The 21,370-nt window shown below is 47.9% G+C and carries 21 protein-coding genes and 1 rRNA gene; 13 read left to right on the forward strand and 9 right to left on the reverse strand.

Annotated elements, in window-relative coordinates:
• Positions 1–4: 4 nt before the first annotated feature.
• Together rrf and NFHSH190041_RS00630 are read left to right on the forward strand one after the other, a co-directional pair.
• Positions 5–120, forward strand: a 5S ribosomal RNA gene (gene rrf / locus NFHSH190041_RS00625).
• Between the two features lie 498 nt (positions 121–618).
• Positions 619–873, forward strand: a complete 255-nt coding sequence (locus tag NFHSH190041_RS00630) for a YkgJ family cysteine cluster protein (protein ID WP_261924995.1) — start codon at positions 619–621, stop codon at positions 871–873.
• Between the two features lie 3 nt (positions 874–876).
• Here the strand turns inward: NFHSH190041_RS00630 and NFHSH190041_RS00635 are convergent, their stop codons facing one another.
• Genes NFHSH190041_RS00635 through gpmM form a run of 4 tightly spaced genes read right to left on the reverse strand, consistent with a single transcriptional unit; the run spans position 877 to position 5,569 of the window.
• Positions 877–1,632, reverse strand: coding sequence for a divergent polysaccharide deacetylase family protein (locus NFHSH190041_RS00635; RefSeq protein WP_261923406.1), 756 nt, complete (start codon positions 1,630–1,632; stop codon positions 877–879).
• A gap of 12 nt (positions 1,633–1,644) precedes the next feature.
• A complete protein-coding gene (locus NFHSH190041_RS00640) occupies positions 1,645–2,847 on the reverse strand; it encodes a S41 family peptidase (RefSeq protein ID WP_261923407.1) in 1,203 nt (400 codons plus the stop codon).
• 30 nt (positions 2,848–2,877) lie between these two features.
• Positions 2,878–4,014 carry a murein hydrolase activator EnvC family protein gene (locus tag NFHSH190041_RS00645; protein ID WP_410010842.1) on the reverse strand — a complete coding sequence of 379 codons (1,137 nt, stop codon included), beginning with the start codon at positions 4,012–4,014 and terminating at the stop codon, positions 2,878–2,880.
• Between the two features lie 10 nt (positions 4,015–4,024).
• A complete protein-coding gene (gene gpmM, locus NFHSH190041_RS00650) occupies positions 4,025–5,569 on the reverse strand; it encodes a 2,3-bisphosphoglycerate-independent phosphoglycerate mutase (RefSeq protein ID WP_261923409.1) in 1,545 nt (514 codons plus the stop codon).
• Positions 5,570–5,816: 247 nt separating this feature from the next.
• Here gpmM and NFHSH190041_RS00655 point away from each other — a divergent pair, with 247 nt between their 5' ends.
• The 6 genes from NFHSH190041_RS00655 (at position 5,817) to mog (ending at position 10,762) form a co-directional block, all read left to right on the forward strand.
• Positions 5,817–6,251 carry a rhodanese-like domain-containing protein gene (locus NFHSH190041_RS00655; protein ID WP_261923410.1) on the forward strand — a complete coding sequence of 145 codons (435 nt, stop codon included), beginning with the start codon at positions 5,817–5,819 and terminating at the stop codon, positions 6,249–6,251.
• Between the two features lie 177 nt (positions 6,252–6,428).
• Positions 6,429–6,914: a protein-export chaperone SecB gene (secB, locus tag NFHSH190041_RS00660; protein WP_261923411.1), complete on the forward strand. Its 486-nt coding sequence runs from the start codon at positions 6,429–6,431 to the stop codon at positions 6,912–6,914.
• Positions 6,915–6,920: 6 nt separating this feature from the next.
• The gene (gpsA, locus tag NFHSH190041_RS00665) at positions 6,921–7,937 is read left to right on the forward strand and encodes an NAD(P)H-dependent glycerol-3-phosphate dehydrogenase (protein WP_261923412.1); all 1,017 of its coding nucleotides are present in this window, start codon (positions 6,921–6,923) and stop codon (positions 7,935–7,937) included.
• Positions 7,938–8,072: 135 nt separating this feature from the next.
• A complete protein-coding gene (locus tag NFHSH190041_RS00670; RefSeq protein WP_261923413.1) occupies positions 8,073–9,266 on the forward strand; it encodes an NAD(P)/FAD-dependent oxidoreductase in 1,194 nt (397 codons plus the stop codon).
• Between the two features lie 133 nt (positions 9,267–9,399).
• Positions 9,400–10,056 (forward strand): SMI1/KNR4 family protein, encoded by a 657-nt coding sequence (locus NFHSH190041_RS00675; RefSeq protein ID WP_261923414.1) that lies wholly within the window; start codon positions 9,400–9,402, stop codon positions 10,054–10,056.
• Positions 10,057–10,228: 172 nt separating this feature from the next.
• On the forward strand, positions 10,229–10,762 hold the full coding sequence (mog, locus tag NFHSH190041_RS00680) for a molybdopterin adenylyltransferase (protein WP_261923415.1): 534 nt from the start codon (positions 10,229–10,231) through the stop codon (positions 10,760–10,762).
• Positions 10,763–10,875: 113 nt separating this feature from the next.
• On the opposite strand, the gene NFHSH190041_RS00685 is transcribed toward mog, so the two are convergent.
• The 4 genes from NFHSH190041_RS00685 to NFHSH190041_RS00700 all read right to left on the reverse strand — a co-directional run bounded on the left by NFHSH190041_RS00685 (position 10,876) and on the right by NFHSH190041_RS00700 (position 16,313).
• A complete protein-coding gene (locus NFHSH190041_RS00685; protein ID WP_261923416.1) occupies positions 10,876–12,729 on the reverse strand; it encodes a PglL family O-oligosaccharyltransferase in 1,854 nt (617 codons plus the stop codon).
• A 140-nt stretch (positions 12,730–12,869) separates the two neighbouring features.
• On the reverse strand, positions 12,870–14,009 hold the full coding sequence (locus tag NFHSH190041_RS00690; protein WP_261923417.1) for an ABC transporter permease: 1,140 nt from the start codon (positions 14,007–14,009) through the stop codon (positions 12,870–12,872).
• Entirely contained in the window at positions 14,009–14,743 is a 735-nt protein-coding gene (locus NFHSH190041_RS00695; RefSeq protein ID WP_261923418.1) for an ATP-binding cassette domain-containing protein, read from the reverse strand. The genes NFHSH190041_RS00690 and NFHSH190041_RS00695 overlap by 1 nt, the downstream gene beginning before the upstream one ends.
• Positions 14,736–16,313, reverse strand: a complete 1,578-nt coding sequence (locus NFHSH190041_RS00700; RefSeq protein WP_261923419.1) for an alpha/beta hydrolase — start codon at positions 16,311–16,313, stop codon at positions 14,736–14,738. The genes NFHSH190041_RS00695 and NFHSH190041_RS00700 overlap by 8 nt, the downstream gene beginning before the upstream one ends.
• A 151-nt stretch (positions 16,314–16,464) precedes the next feature.
• Between NFHSH190041_RS00700 and NFHSH190041_RS00705 the strand changes: the two genes are divergently transcribed.
• From NFHSH190041_RS00705 to NFHSH190041_RS00725, 5 genes are all read left to right on the forward strand, one after another.
• Positions 16,465–16,668: a hypothetical protein gene (locus NFHSH190041_RS00705; protein WP_261923420.1), complete on the forward strand. Its 204-nt coding sequence runs from the start codon at positions 16,465–16,467 to the stop codon at positions 16,666–16,668.
• Positions 16,669–16,809: 141 nt separating this feature from the next.
• Positions 16,810–18,609 (forward strand): AMP-dependent synthetase/ligase, encoded by a 1,800-nt coding sequence (locus NFHSH190041_RS00710; RefSeq protein WP_261923421.1) that lies wholly within the window; start codon positions 16,810–16,812, stop codon positions 18,607–18,609.
• A gap of 180 nt (positions 18,610–18,789) precedes the next feature.
• Positions 18,790–19,491, forward strand: coding sequence for an aspartate/glutamate racemase family protein (locus NFHSH190041_RS00715; protein WP_261923422.1), 702 nt, complete (start codon positions 18,790–18,792; stop codon positions 19,489–19,491).
• A 28-nt stretch (positions 19,492–19,519) separates the two neighbouring features.
• The gene (locus tag NFHSH190041_RS00720) at positions 19,520–19,972 is read left to right on the forward strand and encodes a methyltransferase family protein (protein ID WP_261923423.1); all 453 of its coding nucleotides are present in this window, start codon (positions 19,520–19,522) and stop codon (positions 19,970–19,972) included.
• Between the two features lie 45 nt (positions 19,973–20,017).
• Positions 20,018–20,431, forward strand: a complete 414-nt coding sequence (locus tag NFHSH190041_RS00725) for an acyl-CoA thioesterase (RefSeq protein WP_261923424.1) — start codon at positions 20,018–20,020, stop codon at positions 20,429–20,431.
• Between the two features lie 54 nt (positions 20,432–20,485).
• Here the strand turns inward: NFHSH190041_RS00725 and mtnC are convergent, their stop codons facing one another.
• Entirely contained in the window at positions 20,486–21,166 is a 681-nt protein-coding gene (gene mtnC / locus NFHSH190041_RS00730; RefSeq protein ID WP_261923425.1) for an acireductone synthase, read from the reverse strand.
• Positions 21,167–21,370 lie beyond the last annotated feature (204 nt).

Below are 21,370 nucleotides of genomic sequence, written 5' to 3' on the forward strand. Positions count from 1 at the left end.
TTTGCTTGGTGACAATAGCACTGTGGTCCCACCTGATCCCATTCCGAACTCAGAAGTGAAACGCAGTCGCGCCGATGGTAGTGTGGGGCTTCCCCATGTGAGAGTAGGTCATCGCCAAGCGCCTAATAAAACAAAAAGGCCACTCTATTGAGTGGCCTTTTTGTTTTATTGCTTTTTAAGCATCACATGGGGAAAGTAAAAAGCGTTTCACGATGTGACGTTTTCTATATCCATGAAAAGTAAGGTGAATAGCGCGATAGCGATGGGTTTATGGTAGAAAATTGTTCCAGACATTTTCTGCATTCATTACATCCATGTAGTTCAGCGCAGAGCTTAGCGTAGCTGATATTGCTAAGCGCCTAATTATTCTCGTAAGAGAAACAAAAAGCCCGTTGCTGATGCAATGGGCTTTTTTCGTTGATTTATTTTGTGCTTTATTATCTATCTTGGCAGATAGTTCATTCATTGCTTCTTTGAGAGGCTTTGATGTTCAATAGCCATGAGTTTGGTATGCCATTAATTGTGTTTGAGTAGCTGTGTAATGAATGATTGTGTGGTTTAAAGATGGTTTAGCATGAGAATGTGATGACAAAAACTGAGTTTTTACAGGGAGAGCATATGCAATGTCGCTTAGGGTGTGGTGCTTGTTGTATTGCGCCGTCGATTACGAGCCCAATACCAGGGATGCCAGCGGGAAAGCCCGCTGGTGTGCGTTGTGTGCAGTTGGATGAACGTAATTTATGCAAAATTTTTGGCCAGCCAGATCGCCCTGCGGTATGCAGTGATTTTGATGCAACGCGCGATGTATGTGGGCAAACTGACGCAGAGGCCATGATATTGCTGACCGAGTTGGAACAATTGACTGCTGATTGAGGATTAAAGTCGTGCTTGTGGGGTCTTAACGTCTTGTTTGCTGGCTAATTTATAGGGTAGCAATTGAGATGCTGGAACAAGTTCAATCCCCTGTTGCTGAAGTTGTGGCAGCTTTTTACGTAAAAAGCTTAAAGTATCAGGATGAGGGTGAGCAATTGCGATCAGACTGCCAAGTTGTTGGCTTTTATCAATAATTTGTTGGTACTGCTTTTCTAGCGCCGCAGGTGCTAAATCGTTGTCTAAGAAAATCTGCCGCTTTAACAGAGGAACGCCGATATGATCAGCTTGTTCGGCCGCTTTGCTATAGCGTGTAGTAATACTGTCGACAAAATAAAGATTGTGTTGTTTCAGCGTTTCCATTACCCAACCCATAGGGCGATTTAATTGTGTTAGCAGGCTGCCCATATGGTTATTGACGCCACTTACATAGGGAATAGTATTTAACGCATCAGTGACCTGACGTTTGAATTCTTGCTCCCCCATTCGATTGGTTAATCCCCCAGGCCCAAGGCGGTTGCCATGCAGTGATTGCATCGGCAGGTGGGCCATAATTTCATGACCACGCTGGTGTCCCTGGGTTGCTAATCGTTTCGCAAAAGGGGTGTAAGGTAAGATCGATAAGGTGATGCCAGCAGGGAGGCTGATGACTTGTTGATCTGTCTGGCGATAGCCAAGATCATCAATAATAATGGCCAACTTGGCTCCAAATGCTGGAGCGATGCTGCATAGGAAGCAGCCTAATAAAAGAAAATAGCGCACGTGAATCCGATTTTATTTCTGTTGTGTTATCCAGTGAGTTGCAGCTTGAAGCATTCGATCCTGCAAAATGCTGCTCTCAGCTGATTTTGCCTTTATTTTAAGCATATTATCTTCATCGGATACACCCTTAGAGGGAAATAAAATATCGGGTGTAACACCTTTTCCCTGTATGTCGTCCCCATTTGGTGTTAGGTACTTGGCTATGGTTAATTTGACTTTGATGCCTGCATAGAGGGTTGGGATTAAACTTTGAACCGTCCCTTTTCCGAAACTAGTTTGCCCTATCAGGGTTGCGCGCTGATTTTGTTGAAGTGCTGCAGCCAATACTTCAGAGGCAGAAGCCGAGCCGCCATTAATCATAATAATTATCGGTAAATTGCTCAGTAAATGTTCTCTGGTGGCACTGTAACGGGTGTTTGCCTCGTTGACGCGGCCTGCGGTTGAGACAATTAATCCTTTACTAAGGAAAAGATCTGCAATTTGTACAGCTTGTTCTAGTAACCCCCCAGGATTATTGCGTAAATCGAGGATCAGCCCGTTCAGCGGTTGAGATTGCCATTGCTGGAGTTGCTGCATAATTTCCGTGGCAGAGTTTTCTTGGAAGTGGCTTAACCGAATATATCCGGTGTTGTGATTAAGCAGTTGACTGGAGACAGAGTGGATTTTGATTGTTTCAGGTTTGAGGGTAACGGAAAAAGGCTTGGGCTGGCTGGAATGCTGTAAGGTGAGATCGATAGTTTGGTTACGCTGACTGGCTTGGCGAATATGTTCTAGTAGTTGCGGTAGATCGTCTGGCTCCATTGGTTGACCATTAAAACCAAGTAGTGTGTCTCCCGCTTCAATACCAGAGCGTTCTGCCGGGGAGTGGGGAAATGGTGTGACAATTTTGATCCGGTTTTCTTCAAGCGCTATTTCGAAACCAAAACCAAAATATTCCCCACGATGATTATTATCAATACTGCGCATATCTTGTTGATTAAGAAAAGCGGAGTATGGATCGAGTTGTTCAAACACTCCCTCAATTGCGGCGCCTATCAATTGTTCTCTATCAATGGCATCGACATAGTAGTGTTCTACCGTTTTGATGACATCAAGTAACAGTGGAAAATTATGATAATTAGCTGTGGTTTGTTGTTCTTTTCCTGATAGCGTCAGAGAAACTCCAAGCAACAGGCCAATCAGAATTAAACCGAAATAACTGATGATTGTGCGCATGCTGCCCCCGCTGGTCGCAGGGGCGAGTAATTAGCTGCAGAATCGCGCGGGATCCATTGCTTGCCCCTTGTGTCGTATCTCGAAGTATAGGCCAGGCTCTGCCTGACCACCTGAGTTACCGACTAAGGCAATGACATCTTTCGGGCTTACCGTTTCTCCGGCCGTTTTTAGCAAGGTTTGGGCATGACCATAGAGACTCATATAGCCTTTACCGTGATCGATCACCATAACCATACCAAAGCCCCTCATCCAGTCGGCATAGATAACCTTGCCGGGGGCAACCGCATGGATTTCACGTCCTTCCGGCGCTGACAGGGTGATCCCCTTCCAATGCACGCCGCCTGAACGGTTATCGCCATAGTCATAGCGGATCCGCCCTTTAGTAGGCCATTTGAGCTTGCCTTTCAGTTTTGCCAGTCCATCCATTGTTGGGTTTTCTCTGGCTTCCTGTGCGGCCTGAGCCAGCATACGCTTAATACTGGCTTCATTAATTTGCATCTGTTCCAGTTGCGCGCCTTTATCACGCAATACCCGTTGCAGTTGCGTTAGGGTCTGTTCTCGTTGCTGTTGCTCCTGTTTGAGCTGCTTGGTTTCTTGCTGTAAATCAAGCATTAATCCATTCAGTTTAAGACGCTTAGCCTGTTCTTTTTGTTGCAAATCTGCCAGTTCTTCAAGGGTTATTTTCAGGCTGTTAATAGCCTGCATTCTGGCTTTATTGAGGTATTGATAATATGCCAACATGCGTTCAATCGCCGCCGGATCTTGCTGATTCAGTAGCATTTTGGCGTAATCATGGTTGCCGGTGAGATAAGCGCTGGCCAATTGTTTTGAAAGCGTTTTTTGTTGAGTTGATTTCAGTTGATCCAGTTGCTGTTGGCGCTGTCCCAGCGTCGTCAGTTCACGATCAACCTGATTAAGATTTTTTTCCGTCTCATTGGCTTTTTGAGCGACGCGGGCAATGGCCTGCTCGTCCTGTTTCAGTAATCCCTGCAACTGTTCACGCTGTTTACTGGCATTTTGCAGTGATGATTGTTGCTGACTGATTTGAGACTGCAGTTGTTGTAATTCGGCCTGACGGCGCTGCAGATCATCAGATGCCTGCGACGCGACAGAGAACATGAGAAAGCCTGCAAAAATGCAGGCTTTGGTGAACATATGCTGGTGCACTGGGTTCAGATTACTCTTCTATGCTGATCAATGGTCTGCCTGTCATTTCAGGCGGAATAGCATCTCCCATCAGTTGCAGCATAGTGGGTGCAATATCACTTAAGCGACCACCACTTTGAATGCTGGCTTTGCGGCCAACATAGATGAAAGGCACTAATTCACTGGTGTGGGCGGTATGAGGTTGTCCGGTAGTTTCATCTACCATCTGCTCGGCGTTACCGTGATCGGCAGTGATAAGACACTCCCCACCAACGCTTTGCAGTGCATCGACAACCCGACCGATACAGGTATCGACGGCCTCACAGGCTTTTACCGCAGCATCAAAACTGCCGGTATGCCCCACCATATCACCATTGGGGTAATTACAGATGATGACATCATACTTACCGGATTCGATAGCCGCCACTAATTTATCAGTCAGTTCAGTGGAGCTCATTTCCGGTTGCAAGTCATAGGTCGCAACTTTAGGGGAGTTGATCAGGATGCGATCTTCACCATTAAAGCTTTCCTCTTTACCACCATTAAAGAAGAAGGTGACATGGGCATACTTTTCAGTTTCAGAAATACGCAGTTGAGACCGGCCGCTATTTTGCAGTACTTCGCCTAAGGTGTTGACCAGATCGGAAGATGGGAAAGCAACGGCTGTGTCGATATCGGCGGCAAACTCAGTCAACATAACAAAGTGCACTTTAGGGTGAACTTCGCGTTGGAAGCCATCAAAGTCATCATTGACAAATGCGCGGGTGATTTGGCGGGCGCGGTCGGCACGGAAGTTCATAAAAATCAGGGCATCGCCATCGTGTAACTGTGCCACCTGACCATTGTCATCGGTTATCGCTGAAGCTTTAACAAACTCATCATTCTCATCCCGCTGATAAGCAGCTTCCAGGGCATCAACCGCATTGCTGAATGTAAATTGTGCTTTGCCTTGACTGATCAGATCATAAGCTTGAGACACTCGCTCCCAGCGATTATCCCGATCCATCGCGTAGTAGCGACCGATAATTGAGGCGATACGGCCGTTGCCAAGCTGGGCAAAAAGCTGGTTAAAGTGTTCTAGGCTGGCTTTGGCACTGCGTGGCGGGGTATCACGGCCATCAAGGAAGGCATGCAGATAGACTTTTTTTGCCCCACGTTTTACCGCCAGTCGGCACATGGCTTCAATATGTTCTTCATGACTGTGGACGCCACCTGGTGATAGCAACCCCATAATGTGTACTGCGCCACCGGCATTGTTTGCCTGATCTATGGCTTGGCACAGGGTTGGGTTGGTATCAAACTCACCATCATCAATGGCCTTACCGATACGGGTTAATTCCTGATAGACAATCCGGCCTGAGCCGATATTGATATGGCCAACTTCTGAGTTACCCATTTGTCCGTCAGGTAAACCAACATCGAGGCCTGAGCCGGAGATCAATGAATGGGGGTAGGATTCGCAGAGCTTGTCTAACACCGGGGTGCGGGCGTGAAACACTGCATTCTGATGGGTACCTTCACGATGGCCCCAGCCATCGAGGATCAGAAGCGCCAGCGGGCGTTTTGCTGTAGTCATTTTGATTCCTTAAATTTAATAAAGCATGAGAAATCTGAAAGTTGATGAAAATGGGAATTGCTTAAATACTACTACGGTTTGGCAGGGGGAAAAACGGGCTTATCTCCGATTATGCTAATCCACATTTCCCTGGTGCTGGGTTTTTATACCGCAGGATGGCTGGCACTAACTTGCTGCATTCTGATAAGTCAGTAGGTATACTCTGTGGCCTTACAAGGTCTCCCGCCAACGATTACAGGCAGAAAACATGCAAGAATACTTAGAGTTTTTTAAAGCACACCCCATGTTAAGTGTGGCTTGGGTAGTGTTATTTGTGGCCCTGATTGTGACCATGGTTAAATCTGCCCTTTCCGGCATAAAAAACATCACTCACCAAGACTTAGTGGTTAAGGTGAATCGTGAAAATGCCAAAGTGGTTGATGTCCGCTCCAAAGAAGAATTCAAAAAAGGCCATATTGTTGATGCCCTGAATGTACCTTTGGCGGATATTAAAAATAACCAATTGGCTGCGCTTGAAAAGTTTAAATCCAGCCCCATTATATTGGTATGTAACACCGGTATGACTTCAGGTCAGGCGGCTCAATTGTTGGCTAAACAGGGATTTGAAAACCTGGCTAACCTGAAAGGCGGCATGGGTGAATGGCAAAGTGCCAACCTGCCGGTGCAGAAAAGCAAGCGTTAAGCCTAGCGGGATGGCGAAAGTGCGTTGTCCCCGGCATTTTTACAGTCGGATTGGGCGTAAATGTGTTTTTTTGACTGAAATATATTTATAACCGGGATGTTACTGGAAGACGATGCTTCCAGGCCCAGCAATAGACGTTTTTAACGTCGCAACCATTGAAAGGATAGGTAACAAACTATGGCTGAAGCAGTAAATAACGAACAACAAGCCCCTCAGTTCAACATCCAACGCATCTATACCAAGGATGTTTCTTTCGAAACCCCTAACAGCCCTGCTGTGTTTCAGAAAGAGTGGACTCCGGAAGTAAAACTGGATCTGGATACCCGCAGCAACAAGCTGGCTGATGATGTATACGAAGTTATCCTGTCCCTGACTGTAACAGCTAAAAATGGTGAAGAAACTGCGTTCCTGTGTGAAGTACAACAGGCCGGTATTTTCTCCATCAATGGTCTGACTGAGCCACAATTGGCTCACTCCCTGGGTGCTTATTGCCCTAACATTCTGTTCCCATATGCTCGTGAGTTGGTTGGCAGCTTGGTTAACCGTGGTACTTTCCCACAGCTGAACTTAGCACCAGTTAATTTTGATGCCTTGTTTGCGCAATATGTTCAGCAACGTCAAGCAGAAGCACAGGCGGAACAACCAGAAGAAGCCAACGCGTAACATTGTATGAATAACACTGCCGATATTACGGTATTGGGGGCGGGCTCTTATGGCACCGCCCTTGCCATTTCTTTGGCCAGCAACGGCCATAAAACTGTGCTTTGGGGCCATGAACCCGAGCATATTGCCAATCTGCAGCGGGATGGTGAAAATAAAGCCTTTCTGCCCGGGATTAAATTGCCGGAATTGCTGCTTCCACAAGCTGATCTTGCCACGGCACTGGCTGCCAGCCGCAATGTGTTAGTCGTGGTGCCAAGTCATGTATTTGCGTTGGTGTTAGCTCAGGCTAAGCCATTGTTACGTGATGATGCCCGGATCGTCTGGGCCACCAAAGGGCTGGAGCCGGAAACCGGTCGTCTGTTGCAGGATGTTGCCCGTGATGTATTGGGGCAACAGTATCCACTGGCGGTGTTATCGGGACCGACATTTGCCAAAGAATTAGCCGCTGGCTTACCAACGGCGATTTCGGTTGCCGGTACTGATAAAGCTTTTACCCATGACTTAGTTGAGCTGCTACACAGCCCTAAACGGTTAAGGGTATATGCTAACGGTGACTTTATTGGCCTACAGCTTGGTGGCGCGGTGAAAAACGTGATTGCAATTGGTGCTGGTATGTCTGATGGCATCGGTTTTGGTGCCAATGCCAGAACTGCGTTGATTACCCGTGGGTTAGTGGAGCTATCCCGGCTAGGTGAAGCGCTCGGGGCTAAAGGATCAACCTTTATGGGGATGGCTGGTTTGGGCGATCTGGTGCTGACCTGTACTGATAACCAATCCCGTAACCGTCGCTTTGGTTTGGCTCTGGGTCAAGGTTGTGATGTGGATACTGCCCAGGCTGAAATCGGTCAGGTGGTTGAAGGTTATCGCAATACGAAAGAAGTCTATACCTTGGCTAAACGCCTCGGGGTAGAAATGCCGATTACCGAGCAGATCTATCAGGTGCTGTATGAGGGCAAATCGCCTTTTGACGCCGCCGCTGAGCTGCTTGCTCGAGAGAAAAAATCCGAGACATCAGGTAATTGAGGCAGTTAATCTGAGTTTTAAAAAAGGGTGCTAAAATAGCACCCTTTTTTATGGATTATCCATTGTGACACCAGCGTCAGCGCTTGAGTGATACAGGATCATTCACATATCAATAGAATATAAGAGAGTTAGGCGATGGCCGCAGCACAGAAGTTTGATGTTGTAATTATTGGTGCCGGCGCGGCCGGGTTAATGTGTGCCTTAACTGCGGGCTACCGAGGCCGCAGTGTGCTGTTAGTGGATAATGCGAAACAGTTAGGGCGCAAAATTCTCATCAGTGGCGGCGGCCGCTGTAATTTTACTAATCAGAATATTGAGCCAGCCGCTTACCTGTGTCACAACAGCCACTTTGTGAAGTCGGCGCTCGCCCGTTTCAGTCAATGGGACTTTATTGCTATGGTGGAGCGCCATGGTATTGCCTTCCATGAAAAAACCTTAGGACAGCTATTCTGCGATGACTCAGCCAAAGACATTGTCACTATGCTGACGACAGAGTGTGATTGGGCCGGGGTAACAATTCAGCTGCGTACCGATATTGAGCAGATAACCCAGCAGGACTCAGGTTTTAGTTTGCAGACATCAGCAGGGGATTATTTGTGTGATTCTCTGGTGGTCGCCACCGGGGGGCTGTCTATGCCGAAACTGGGGGCAACGCCTTTTGGGTATAAGGTCGCTGAGCAGTTTGGCTTGAAGCTGTTGCCAACCACGGCAGGTTTGGTGCCTTTTACACTGCAGCCGGAAGATAAAATCCGCTATGAGCAATTATCAGGGATTGCCGTGCCAGTTATCGCAACAGCCGCGTGTGGCAAGCAATTTAAAGAGGCTATGCTGTTTACCCACAGAGGGTTAAGTGGCCCGGCAGTATTGCAGATATCTTCTTATTGGCAACCGGGTGAAAAGATCAGTTTTAACCTGTTACCGGAGCATGATTTTGTGTCCTGGTGTACCGAAACTACCGCTGCCTCGCCAAAATTATCACTGAAAAATGCTCTTAGCCGGCTGTTACCAAAACGGTTAGTGGAGCGGCTGATTGAGCTGGGTGATTTACCCGATAAGAACCTCAATCAGCTTGGGAAAGGCGAAATTCAACAGTTAGCTGATTATCTGCATCATTGGCACATCGCCCCCAATGGTACAGAGGGTTACCGTACCGCGGAGGTGACTTTGGGGGGCGTTGATACCGATGAGTTGTCTTCCAAAACCATGGCGGCGAAAAAAGTACCCGGGCTGTATTTTATCGGCGAAGTGATGGATGTTAGCGGCTGGTTAGGGGGCTACAACTTCCAATGGTCCTGGAGTTCCGGCTATGCCGCTGGTGAAGTGGTTTAATTTGTCGCTGTGATACTCATGGATATCCGTTTTTAATGTACTGCGTGCAATTTGAGCAAAAGCACAAGATAGCTGAATGAAGAAATAGCTTAGGGAAAGTTAGGTATCGGTTGAGCGGATTTATAAAATTGCAGTGCCATATTCTGCTACTGGCCAAGATGTACTGCCGACAGAGTCGGATATAAAGGCATTTGAAAAAGAACATAAAGTGAGAATGCCGCAAGATATCAAAGATATGTTGCTGAACACGGGTGGATTTGAAGAAGCTAGAGAATTTGGAATTAACAAATATCGTAAGTTGATTTTGCCCTTACCAAATAAAAAATTTGGCTATGACTATATGATGTTTTCGGCAACTGCAACTTTTGAAGGTATAAAAACGGAATATCAGAATTTTATGGAGGATGTGCCACAGTATTCTTTTCCCTTTATTGAGGATGATGGTGGCGTCATTATCATCACCTTGTGGCCGGGTGCCGAAGGGCAAATTTATCACTGTCAATTTGATTTTGACTATGCCACTGATGAAGAAATCATGTTGGTTGAAGAGCAAAGCGATATCGAAGATTTTGATCCTATAAAAGGAAAAATCCCTTTTACATATAGAAAAATTGCTGATTCTTTCACTGAATTGGTAGACAAAATTTTATTTGTTGATGGTGAAGAATGGGATGCAATGTGTGAAACAAGAGGCCAAGGGCCTATTGATCTAACCAATGTCACCCAGTACGAATTACCCACTGGCTCTCATAATGTCTCTCTCACCATGGATATAACATCTTACCCATAGTGTTTGTGTAAAAATGGATGCGTTAGCATGATGTTTGGTCTATCAACTTGACCATTTTAGGATTGTTACCGAGATAATCTGTGCTGATAGGATCTGATTTTCCCTGTCATTCAATGGTGTACAATGCATATCAACACCCGTTGTTAAGCTAAATCATCGTAAGGAAAAAACCATGGCCAAAGCCAGAATTGGGATTGTAACCGTCAGTGACCGTGCTAGTGCCGGTGTGTATGAAGATATTTCGGGTAAAGCCATTATCGATACCCTGAATGATTACCTGACTTCCGCATGGGAGCCTGTGTATGAGGTGATTCCCGATGAGCAGGATGTGATTGAAGCAACGCTGAAAAAAATGGCAGATGAGCAAGATTGCTGTTTGATTGTCACCACAGGTGGTACTGGTCCTGCCAAGCGTGATGTGACACCGGAAGCAACGGAAGCCGTGTGTGACCGTATGATGCCCGGCTTTGGTGAGCTGATGCGCGCTGAATCGCTAAAATTTGTGCCAACCGCGATTTTATCCCGCCAGACGGCTGGTTTGCGTGACGATACCCTGATTGTTAACTTACCGGGTAAACCTAAATCTATCCGTGAGTGTTTGGATGCCGTATTCCCTGCAATCCCATATTGTATCGATCTGATGGAAGGCCCTTATTTAGAATGCGATGAAACGGTGATCAAACCGTTCCGTCCTAAAGCGAAGTAAGACTAACTTCATTAATAGTCTGATCAACTACTCAATGAAATTGGTAGAACCGACATTAATATCGTAAAAACCCCGGTGATTAACCGGGGTTTTTATTTGCCTTGGTGATTGGACTAACCATAGGTCTTGATATCAATCGGGCTGGACATCACGGGTTGTTTTGGCTCTGGCCTTACCGGTGTTTTGATTGATGGTGAGGGTTGACTGACTGGCGTGGCATTATCTGAGGTATCGGAGGCGTTAGCCTTTGTTGCATTTGTCAGTACCATTTGCTGCAAAATATTCTCCCCCGGATAGAGCACTTTAGCCTTAGCCAGTAAATTGCGGGCTTGTTGCTGCTGACCCAGCTGCCATAGGGCGCGGATCCAGTTGTAGTACACAGTTGCACGAGGGGTTGTTTCACTGACATATTGGGCCCAGTGAATATAGTGCTTCATTTCATTGCGATCATTTTTTATCAGCGCGGTCTGTAGCCGGAAACTATTGACGGCATTATCAAACCGTACCATAAAACTTTCCGGGTTTATCACATGGGTCAATGGGCGTAGATCTTTAGGGTTCGATTGCTCATATTTCACCATCAAATAGGTGGTGTGTAGCGTAGTCAGCATATATAGCGCAGTGAGCAGAGGGATTAATAGCGCGAGAAATTTAACTAAAAAACTGGCGCGCACGGAGATCTCGCGGCATTCAATATCACCGCATTGTAGCCAAATCAAAGTAATAAAAATTACCCAGTGGATGACTGACTGGTAAAATGGATATTCAGTTTGGGTATGTAACAAAATAGGGAATAGCAGTCCAACGAGGGCGATGGATTTAAAACCGGAATTATGTTTAAACACCCCATGGAGAAAGCCCGCGGCCATGATGGCAATACCGGCCAAGGGGATAATCCCACCTTCAACCGCCCAAAACAGCAGCTCATTATGGGGGTGATCCAAATTAGGCGCTGAACCGGGCAGAGCATGGCCATAGGCTAAGGCGTTGGTATAGGAGTGCAGGTAGCTGACTTCAAAACTGCCATAACCCCAGCCCAGCCAGGGCTTTTCTAAAAACATCTCCAGACTGTGAAGATAAATGGGAACGCGAGCACCGGGGTTGGTCATTTCTGCGGCTGCTCGGGCGACGCTGTCAGCCTGTTCTAGCGTCAGGCTGCCGAGTAACATGCTCACCGCGTATAGTGCTAACCAAGCAAGTAGCTCTGGTAAACGCTGAGCTTTATAACAGCGATGCCAAGCCCAAGGTAGCATTAGCATTGGCGCGATCACCAGTGATAGATAACCGGTGCGGGATTGCAGGATCACTACGGGGATCACTGCGACAAACAGGGTGACTAAACATAACCACTTTGCACTTTGACGTGACTCGGTACTGAGTAGATATAACGACAGCGCAACGCCAGTGGTTAGAAAAGATGCGGCCACATTAGGCTGTTGGAAGATACCATAGGGGCGGTTGATCACTGTGTTATAGCCGAAGATATTCCCCGATTGCAGCAGAAAATACTGATACAGGCTAAATAACGATTCAATCAATACCGCGGTAAGGATCAGATATAACAGCGTGCGTTTTTGCTGTGGATTAAAACGCATCTGTTGCAGTGACACAAAGAACAGTATCCCGCCCCAAAGTCCCAGTAGTCGCGCATAGCTCAACGGCGCGGTAATGCCGCTGGCCCAGCAGAGTGGGAGCGTCATCATAGCCCCACCTAGTAATAAAACCAGGTTAAAACGGTTATAACGTAGCGTGCTTGTTGTGGCGATATGCCACAGCCCCAAGGCGATCATCAGGGTGATAAATATCCAGCCGATGGCATTCGTGGGCAGTTGCAGCCCGGCACCGCCGAGATTGGGTTGAAAATAGTGCATGCCCAGCAGCATATAGAGGCCGAAAATCAGAACAAATAAAAAGGAGAACCCGGTTGTATGCCCGGAGGGAAGATGCTGCGGTGCTGCCTGTGCCATAAAACACTCTTGCTGACGGTTTGTCCGGCGTTAGCCGGAGAGCTGGTTATCTGTGTGCAAATATACCAGCTTTCGTTTTTTACCCGAGGGGAGAAATTAAAAATTCATTGAATTTTCAATGAACAAAAATATTTTTTAGCTTAAAGGCCAAAAATGATTTTTTCACTTTTCAGCATTTTTTCCAATGCTAACGCCATTAAGAGTGCCATAAGTAACGTTATGACAGAAGCGATTAGCAACGGAAATAGCGGAATAGCCTGACCTTTTACAAATGCCATCAGTGCTTGCTGTTGCCCCGATACCGGCAACCATTGCAATAGATCGGGTGCGATTTGGTAACTGGCCATCATGGCGATCCCCATTGGCAGAATGAGTACTAACGTTAGATAAGATTGTGCTTCTTTGAATGTTTTGGCCATAAAGGAGACAAAAATCTGCAGGCTGGCGGCCATCAGCGCAACCGGAAACCCAATCAGTAGCATCAGCAGCATAAACGTCGGTGTGATGCTGATATTGAAGCCCAGTTCTTGCCAAGGCACTAGGGTATAAGCAAATTTTGATATCAGCAGAATCAGCGCCAGCCCCAGCATAGCAAATACGGTTACCGCGAGAATTTTCGCCAGCACCAGTTGGCGCGGTAGGATGGGGTGGCTTAGCAACAATGCCAGAGAATGACGCTCCCGCTCTCCTGCGCTGGTATCAATCGCCAGGTTCATGCCAGAAATAAATACCGCATAGATCATGGTAAAAATGGCCAGCCCGAGAATAAATCCGCCCCGGGATACAGCGGTGGCCTGATCTTCCATATTAATTTTTAATGGTTGGACGACCCTGGGATCGATTCCCCGGGCGATTAAGCGCAAGCTGGCAATCTCACTGCTGTAAGCTGACAGTTGCTGTTCCAGTCGCCGGATAGATTGCTGTAATTTTTCATCGGAGCGATCGGCTTGTAACAGCACTTCGGCCTGTTGTGCCTGTTGCATTTGTTGCGGGTATTGTTCGCTGATGGTGAGGGTAATATTTTTATGGGCTTTGCTGTCAGCCGGGGCGTGCACTATGCCTTGATTACTGAGATAACGGATCAGATCTGGCGCATATTGGGGATTTTTAATGGTAATATTTAGATCTGTCGGGCTGGTCAATTGGCCGATCAAAACAAAAAACAGCGCACAAACAATCAGAGGTGTACCCAGCGCATAATATAATCCGGCCATGACTGAACGCTTGTCGCGTACGGCATCAAGCAGCTCTTTACGTAGCAATGTGGTCAGTATTCCCATCAGGCGGCAATCCCTTCATCTGTTCCAATTAAATGAATAAAGGCATCTTCCAGCGACTCATGGCCGGTTTGTGCGCACAGTTGCGCCGGGCTGCCGGTTGCGACGACCCGCCCTTTGGCCATCACCACCACTTGATCGCACAGTGCGGCAACCTCTTGCATCACATGGCTGGAAAACAGTACGCAGTGGCCTTTATCCCGCAATGATAGGAGGATCTGGCGTAGTACCCGCGTGCTCATGACATCCAGCCCCCGGGTTGGCTCATCGAGAATAATATTGCGCGGCTGATGCACGATGGCTTGCGCCAGTGCTGTTTTCATACATTGTCCCTGGGAGAAACCTTTACAGCGACGATCAGCAATATCGCCAAGCCCCAGTTGGTTGATGACAGAATCCGTGGCGCTGTGGGCATCGCGCTTGGTCATGCCGCTGAGACAGGCATAGTAGTGGATATATTCCCGTGGCGTGAGACGTTCATATAACCCGAAGGGATCGGGAAACAGTCCTAGCTGTTGCTTGGCCAAGAGGGGGGATTGGGCGATATCGATGCCTTCAATTTCTGCTCGGCCGGCATCAGGTGACAGCAGGCCGAACAGGGTGCGCAGACAGGTCGTTTTCCCTGCGCCATTGGGTCCCAGCAGCCCGGTGATTTGGCCATCCATTGCGCTGAAACTCAGATTATCTAGCGCCTGCACGCCACCGATACATTTACTCAGACCCGTTACATTAATCATAAGGCTGCTCCTGTGTGGCCGTGGGTTGCCAGGCTTCCATAGTATTGGCATTCAGATAAAAACTACGCCGGGTATCTTGCTTTAGGCAGTCCGCGTCTAATGCACTTAGCTCCTTTCCGTTGACAAAGTCTGCAATCAGGCGGTGAGCGCAGGTTTGTATGGCAACCCCGTGTCCGGCGTAGGGCGCGACAAGATGGCGAGCATTGCGGAGCTGCTGCATGGCTAATTCGCCCCAAGCCGGTGGTGTCGCCGGATCCAGTTGCCCGGACAGTAATAGCGTGGGAATGGTACTGTTAATTGGCTGGTGGAAATCCGCCGCAGCGGCAGGCATCTGCCAGACAGTACAGATTTTTTGCAAACTATCGACCATGGTGCGGCCAATATAGCTTTGACGCGCGGCGCTAAGCGCTGCTTCATCGGCAAAGGGGATATCTTCAGCACAAATAACGGAGGCGTGCATGCCCATAGCGATACCGGCGGCATCCAGCGTCAGATGATAAAGGCCGATGATGGGTTGGTAGTGTTGTTTGGCTGCCTGGGTGATGGCAAATGGCAGCATACTGCGGGTATTGGGGCTGTACAGTGCCATTCTGATGGCGGACAGAAATTTACTGCGGGTCAATTGCAGTGGTACCTGTTCACCACTCAGTGGTGCTGCGACTGTCGTGGTGATGGGCTGGGTAGCCAGTTGTTGTTCTATCGTGGCTAAATCTGCTGCCAGATTGGGGTAGGCCTGATGGCAGCTGGGGCTTTGACGGCAATCATCCAGCATCAGTTGCGTTGCACGGCTGATGGCTTGGCCGATATACAGTAAGTTTTGCTGCATGGGCACCACGCCATCTAGGGTAACTGTGGTTAATGCTTGGGGATAATGGCGCATATATAGCTGTGCCATCCGGGTACCATAAGAGATACCGTACAGATCTAAATAGCGGTAACCGGCATGACGGCGCACCGCTTCAAAATCTTCCAATGCCGACCGGCTGTCATAATGGCGGATATCAGCTTGCTGCTGTGTCAGGCATTGCTGAGTTTGCTGAATTAAATCTTGTTGTTCATCATTCATCGCCAGTGCAGTAGTGATATCGGGTAACTCGCATTGCAGCAGGGAGGAACGTCCGGTGCCGCGCTGATCAATCAAGATAATATCCCGGAACTGGCGCACCTCGTGTAATAAACGGTTGAACAGCGGGGCATTATCAATGGCCGATTGTCCCGGCCCGCCACTGATAGCCAGCATTGCTCGATCTGGCTGACTGTTTTTGATCGCCGGTAGTACGGCGTAATGTATGGCGATCTGTTGGCCTGTCGGATTGTTACTGTCTTCGGGCACCATGATTGTGCCGCAGCGCACCTTTTCAGCCAATCCGGGGAGATAACAGGAGGTGAGAGACGTCGCAGCCGGGGATTGAGAATGCGTAGTGGGTGGAGTATTGGCGTGGGCTGTCGCGGCGCAGGCCCTTGTTGTCATTGCTGTCGTGATAATCAGCAGCAATAGCACGAATAGCGATGGTAGTGCCGTTATGCTGGTGGCACCTCTGCGATAGTGACCATGCTTACGAGGGAACATCGGCGCGCATCCTTGGTGTTATTTTATTGAATTAGCGGATGATAATATTTAACTATCAACATGTTAAAACTGTGTGATCCTATGGCTGTCACGACAGACTTGTCAATAACCGGCTTATTTGGGGCGGTTAAAGTAGCGGAATAATTGATCGATGTTGTTGTTGATGGCTCTGCCGGGAGTTTTTGCTTACACCGAGAGATTGTCATTGGGGCGTTATTGGCATGTGATGGATGTATTTTCTTATTTATTTCATAAAAATCATACTCTTGAATTGCTCGTTGTGTTTGCGGCGAGCCAGCATGGCGGTATTGTGTACATTTCAGCAGCCTCTATACCCCTTTTTGTTACCAAATAACTTGATCTGTATCTCATCCGATGAGTGCCATTTTCTGTGAGTCGAAGCAAAATTAATCGAAAAATGCTTAGCTTTAAAAAGTGGCTGGGTTAGAATTCGAAAAAACGGAACACATGTAAGCTTAAAATAGGTAACTAACTGATGTCCCTAAACCAGTATCACGTCATCAAACTTTTAAAGCAGCAGGCTGAGATCCGCCCGCAAGCAACGGCTTTAGAAGGATTTGAACAGTCTGCCCCCTGGCATAAAGTCAGTTGGCAAGCATTTGATACCATCAGTAACAAATTGGCACAGGTGTTAATCGGATTTGATTTTGGCATCCAAGATCGGGCTGTGATTCTGTCGCAAAATTGCCCGCAGTGGACCTGTGTTGATGTGGCGGTATTAAAAGCCCGCGGCATTGTCGTGCCGGTATACCCAACCAGCACGCTAGAGCAGGCGGCCTACATCATTAATGATGCGCAGGCGAAGGTCCTGTTCGTCAATGATGCGACCCAGTACCAGATGGCGCTTGAATTGCGTCAACTGTGTGCATCTTTAACCCATATTATTGTATTTGATGCTGCGGTTTCCCTGACGGATGCGCCGCAGCAATATCATCTGGATAGTTTGCTGGAGGCTCCGTTGCCTCAGGCCGCTGCCGTTGCTGAATTAAAGCAGCGTCTGGCGGACGCTAATCTGGATGATCTGTTGACCCTGATTTACACCTCGGGCACCACTGGCGATCCTAAAGGGGTGATGCTGGATTACCGTAACTTTGCTTCAACGGTACGTCAGCATGATAAGAAATTGGCTTATACGCCGGGTGATGTGTCACTGGCTTTTCTGCCGTTGTCACATGTGTTCGAGCGTGGCTGGAGTTTCTATGTGCTCTGCCGCGGAGGACACAATGTGTATTTGTCTGATACTAACCGCGTCAAAGAAGCCATTGCTGCTGTTAAGCCTCACACCTTGTGTGTGGTGCCTCGTTTCCTGGAAAAGGTCTACAGTGCGGTGATGGAAAAGGTGGGTAAAGCCCCACAGACTCGCCAAAGGCTGTTCCATTGGGCACTTGCAACCGGTGCTCGGCAGTTTGAAGCTTCCCAAGGCCGCGCTGGTGGGTCGTGGCTGTTGGCGGCTAAATGGCAATTGGCTAATAAATTAGTGTTTTCCAAGCTGCGCAATGTACTCGGTGGTCGCTTGAAGTTTATGCCTTGCGGCGGCGCGGCGTTGGATCCTAAAGTCGGTGGTTTTTTCCAAGCGATTGATGTGCCTGTACTGTGTGGCTATGGCATGACAGAAACGACGGCAACGGTTACCTGTAATACGCTGGATAACCGGGTGGTTGGCTCTAATGGTCAAGTGCTGCCGGAAGTGGAAGTGAAATTAGGCACCGACAGTGAAATTCTGGTGCGTGGCGATACTGTGATGCGTGGTTATTACAACCGTCCAGAAGATACTGCTGCGGCATTTGAAGATGGTTGGCTGAAAACCGGTGATGCTGGGCTATTGGATGCACAAGGGAACTTGTTTATTACTGACCGCATTAAAGAGCTGATGAAAACATCTAACGGTAAGTATATTGCGCCACAGCGGGTGGAAGGTACGGTCGGTTGTTGTCCTTTCATCGAGCAGGTAGCGATTATTGCTGATGCCCGTAACTATGTGACGGCATTGATTGTACCGGCTTATGAAGCCTTAGAGTATTGGGCGCGGGAAAAGGGGCTGAAGTATGAGTCACCATTGGAGCTGTTACGTCACAGCCATGTGGTTGAGCACTTTGAGCAGCGCCTGAAGACCATGCAACATGGATTAGCCGGGTTCGAAAAAATCAAAAAATTCACTCTGCTGCCAGAAGCTTTTTCTATGGAAGCGGGCCTAATTACTCCGACGATGAAGCTGCGTCGTAAGATGATTTACCATAAGTATGCCAGCGAAATTAATGCTATGTATGGTCACTAGACTTGGTAGTTAGCATGCTGTGATAAAAGGACGCCTTTCGGCGTCCTTTTTTGTTGCTCATTATTTATTGCTGACTTTTTGATTGCTCATCATGGTGAACTTTGCCAATAACTGACTTCTATACGGATTGCGCTACATCAGGTTAATCTGTATCACCTTGCATTTTTGGACGCTAGTGTTATGAAAACGATAGGTTTATTGGGTGGAATGAGTTGGGAGTCGACGGTCAGTTACTACCGTTTGATTAATGAAGGTATTAAGGCAAAACTCGGTGGGCTGCACAGTGGCAAAATTATCCTCAACAGCGTTGATTTTGCCCAGATTGAGCAGTTGCAGCATGCTGGCGACTGGCAGGCTACGGCGGTGATTTTGTCCCAAGCCGCGCAGTCAGTTCAGGCGGGTGGGGCTGACATGTTACTGATTTGCACTAATACCATGCATAAAGTGGCTGAAGAGATTGAGTTAGCCATCAATATTCCTCTTCTGCATATCGCTGATGCGACCGCGGATCGACTCCTAGCCGATGGCATTGATTGTGTCGGTCTGTTAGGCACTCGCTTTACCATGGAGCAGGCTTTTTATCGGGAACGGCTTCAAGCGCGGGGCATTAAAGTCTTGGTTCCGGATGAAGCGGGTCGGACGCTGGTGCATAACATTATTTATCAGGAGTTGTGTTTAGGGCAGGTTAAAGCCGCTTCTCGCTGTGCTTATGTTGATATTGTCGCGAAATTAGCCGCCGCAGGGGCTCAGGGGGTGATACTGGGCTGCACAGAAATTGGTTTGTTACTCACGCAGGCTGATACCCAAGTGCCACTGTATGACACCACCGCAATTCATGCTGCTGCAGCGGTTGAGCGAGCCCTTGACGGGCTGTTAAGCTGAGCATCTGTGTGAACTTAACCTTGCTGCTATGACGTTAAAAATTCCGCCATTATTGCTGATAATTTTATTTCTGCTGTTAGCCTGGTTGGTGGCAGTATTGACCCCGACGCTGACTGTATCTGATAGCGTACGCTGGGGATGGCTGTCGCTATGGTCAATATTTGGCGTGGTGTTTGCCGCTGCCGGTATACTGGCGTTCCGGCGACAAGGCACCACGGTTGATCCCCGGGTGCCGCAGCAGGCATCGAGCTTAGTGTGTACGGGCATTTACTGTGTTAGCCGTAATCCCATGTATGTCGGCTTTGCGGGTATTTTATTGGGCTGGATAGGTTTTTTGGCCAGTCCAGTCGCGCTACTGCTGTTGCCGTTATTTATTCGCTATTTGACCGTGTTTCAGATAAAAGCGGAGGAGGCCGCTTTGCGGCAGCGCTTTGGTATTGCGTTTGATCGCTATTGTCTGCGGGTGCGGCGCTGGCTTTGATGGCCATAATGAGCCTGCTACTCATTTTAATAATAAGGATGTTATATGACAGCTTTTCGTCTGACGTTACAGCCAAGGTTTAATGAAACCGATGCGCTGGGCCATATTAATAACACTGTGATACCAGCCTGGTTTGAAGCTGGGCGAACGCCGATATTTGAAATCTTTAATCCGAGTTTAGCGTTATCACGTTGGAATTTGATTGTGGCGGGTTATCAGATAAATTTCAGCGCGCCCACTTTTTATGGCAAGGATGTGGCCATTACGACAGAAGTTGTGCGGCTGGGACAAGCCAGTTTCGATTTACGTCAACGTTGTTGGCAGGATGATAAGCTGACAGCTCAAGCGGTTACCACTATGGTGCATTACAACTATGATGCTGCTGCCAGTGAAGCCATTCCGGCTGTGGTGCGAGCGCAGCTGGCTGCGTTATTGGTAATGGAAAATGAGGTTGAATAACACTGTCAGTGCTGTACATCAGTTGTGCAGCACTGAGAGCATCAATTGGCTAACTTAGTTGAACGTCAGCTCATCAAAATTGCGAACGGTACGGTAATCGCCGGTATGGATACCATCTTCACGCACCATCTGACACACCAGCATACCTGCGGCTGCTGCCGCTTTTAGTTCATCAAGATTATCAGAGACAAACAGGATCTGTTTACCGGTTAAACTGATGGTATTGATGATATTTAGGTAGGCTTGTTTGTCGACCTTACTGCCGGTTCGGGTATCAAAATGGCCATTAAATAGTGGATTGAGATCGCCGCCGTCACTGTGACCAAACAGCATTGCTTGGGCCTCAGCTGAGCCGGATGAGAAGCTATAAACGCGCAAGTTCTGTGCGCGATAGGCTTTTATGGCAGTGATAAAATCCGGGTAAATGTGACCGGTAAATTCACCTTTGGCATAGCCTTCTTTCCAGATGAGTCCCTGCAAGGTTTTCAGGGGGGTTGCTTTACGGTCTTCCATTACCCACTGCTGCAGAATTTCAGTTACCCGAGCCAGGCTGGCGTCTGGCTCCAGCGCGATATCCCGCACATCACTGATACAGTTATCGACCAGGACGTTGTGTTGATTGCGCTCGAGGAATTCAGGCAGTGCCTTGACTGAATAGGGAAACAGCACATTGTGAATAAAGTCCAGATCAGTTGTGGTACCTGCGGTATCCACCACGATGGCTCTGATGCCCATATGATTGTTACTCCACCAAAAGCTAGCTAAAGGTAAGATACTATCCGGCAATTCTTATCTGGCCTGTGTGAGCCGCCACACAAAGCGGTGACTCCAGCAGATAACAAGCTGCGCCCGACAACACTTTCCTTGGGTCAGGATTTATTTGATCCTAAAGTGAAAAGCCCTATTTGACCAGTGTTTACATCAGGGAAGTTTTAATTA

The organism is Shewanella sp. NFH-SH190041 (assembly GCF_024363255.1).
Classification (GTDB): domain Bacteria; phylum Pseudomonadota; class Gammaproteobacteria; order Enterobacterales; family Shewanellaceae; genus Shewanella.

Coding starts and splice junctions, on each gene's coding strand:
- mog (WP_261923415.1), top strand. CDS start 10,229: ATGGCCAAAGCCAGAATTGGGATTGTAACCGTCAGTGACCGTGCTAGT.
- NFHSH190041_RS00630 (WP_261924995.1), top strand. CDS start 619: ATGCAATGTCGCTTAGGGTGTGGTGCTTGTTGTATTGCGCCGTCGATT.
- secB (WP_261923411.1), top strand. CDS start 6,429: ATGGCTGAAGCAGTAAATAACGAACAACAAGCCCCTCAGTTCAACATC.
- NFHSH190041_RS00715 (WP_261923422.1), top strand. CDS start 18,790: ATGAAAACGATAGGTTTATTGGGTGGAATGAGTTGGGAGTCGACGGTC.
- NFHSH190041_RS00725 (WP_261923424.1), top strand. CDS start 20,018: ATGACAGCTTTTCGTCTGACGTTACAGCCAAGGTTTAATGAAACCGAT.
- mtnC (WP_261923425.1), bottom strand. CDS start 21,166: ATGGGCATCAGAGCCATCGTGGTGGATACCGCAGGTACCACAACTGAT.
- NFHSH190041_RS00655 (WP_261923410.1), top strand. CDS start 5,817: ATGCAAGAATACTTAGAGTTTTTTAAAGCACACCCCATGTTAAGTGTG.
- NFHSH190041_RS00670 (WP_261923413.1), top strand. CDS start 8,073: ATGGCCGCAGCACAGAAGTTTGATGTTGTAATTATTGGTGCCGGCGCG.
- NFHSH190041_RS00720 (WP_261923423.1), top strand. CDS start 19,520: ATGACGTTAAAAATTCCGCCATTATTGCTGATAATTTTATTTCTGCTG.
- NFHSH190041_RS00690 (WP_261923417.1), bottom strand. CDS start 14,009: ATGGGAATACTGACCACATTGCTACGTAAAGAGCTGCTTGATGCCGTA.
- NFHSH190041_RS00685 (WP_261923416.1), bottom strand. CDS start 12,729: ATGGCACAGGCAGCACCGCAGCATCTTCCCTCCGGGCATACAACCGGG.
- NFHSH190041_RS00695 (WP_261923418.1), bottom strand. CDS start 14,743: ATGATTAATGTAACGGGTCTGAGTAAATGTATCGGTGGCGTGCAGGCG.
- NFHSH190041_RS00705 (WP_261923420.1), top strand. CDS start 16,465: ATGTTGTTGTTGATGGCTCTGCCGGGAGTTTTTGCTTACACCGAGAGA.
- NFHSH190041_RS00700 (WP_261923419.1), bottom strand. CDS start 16,313: ATGTTCCCTCGTAAGCATGGTCACTATCGCAGAGGTGCCACCAGCATA.
- gpsA (WP_261923412.1), top strand. CDS start 6,921: ATGAATAACACTGCCGATATTACGGTATTGGGGGCGGGCTCTTATGGC.
- NFHSH190041_RS00710 (WP_261923421.1), top strand. CDS start 16,810: ATGTCCCTAAACCAGTATCACGTCATCAAACTTTTAAAGCAGCAGGCT.
- NFHSH190041_RS00640 (WP_261923407.1), bottom strand. CDS start 2,847: ATGCGCACAATCATCAGTTATTTCGGTTTAATTCTGATTGGCCTGTTG.
- gpmM (WP_261923409.1), bottom strand. CDS start 5,569: ATGACTACAGCAAAACGCCCGCTGGCGCTTCTGATCCTCGATGGCTGG.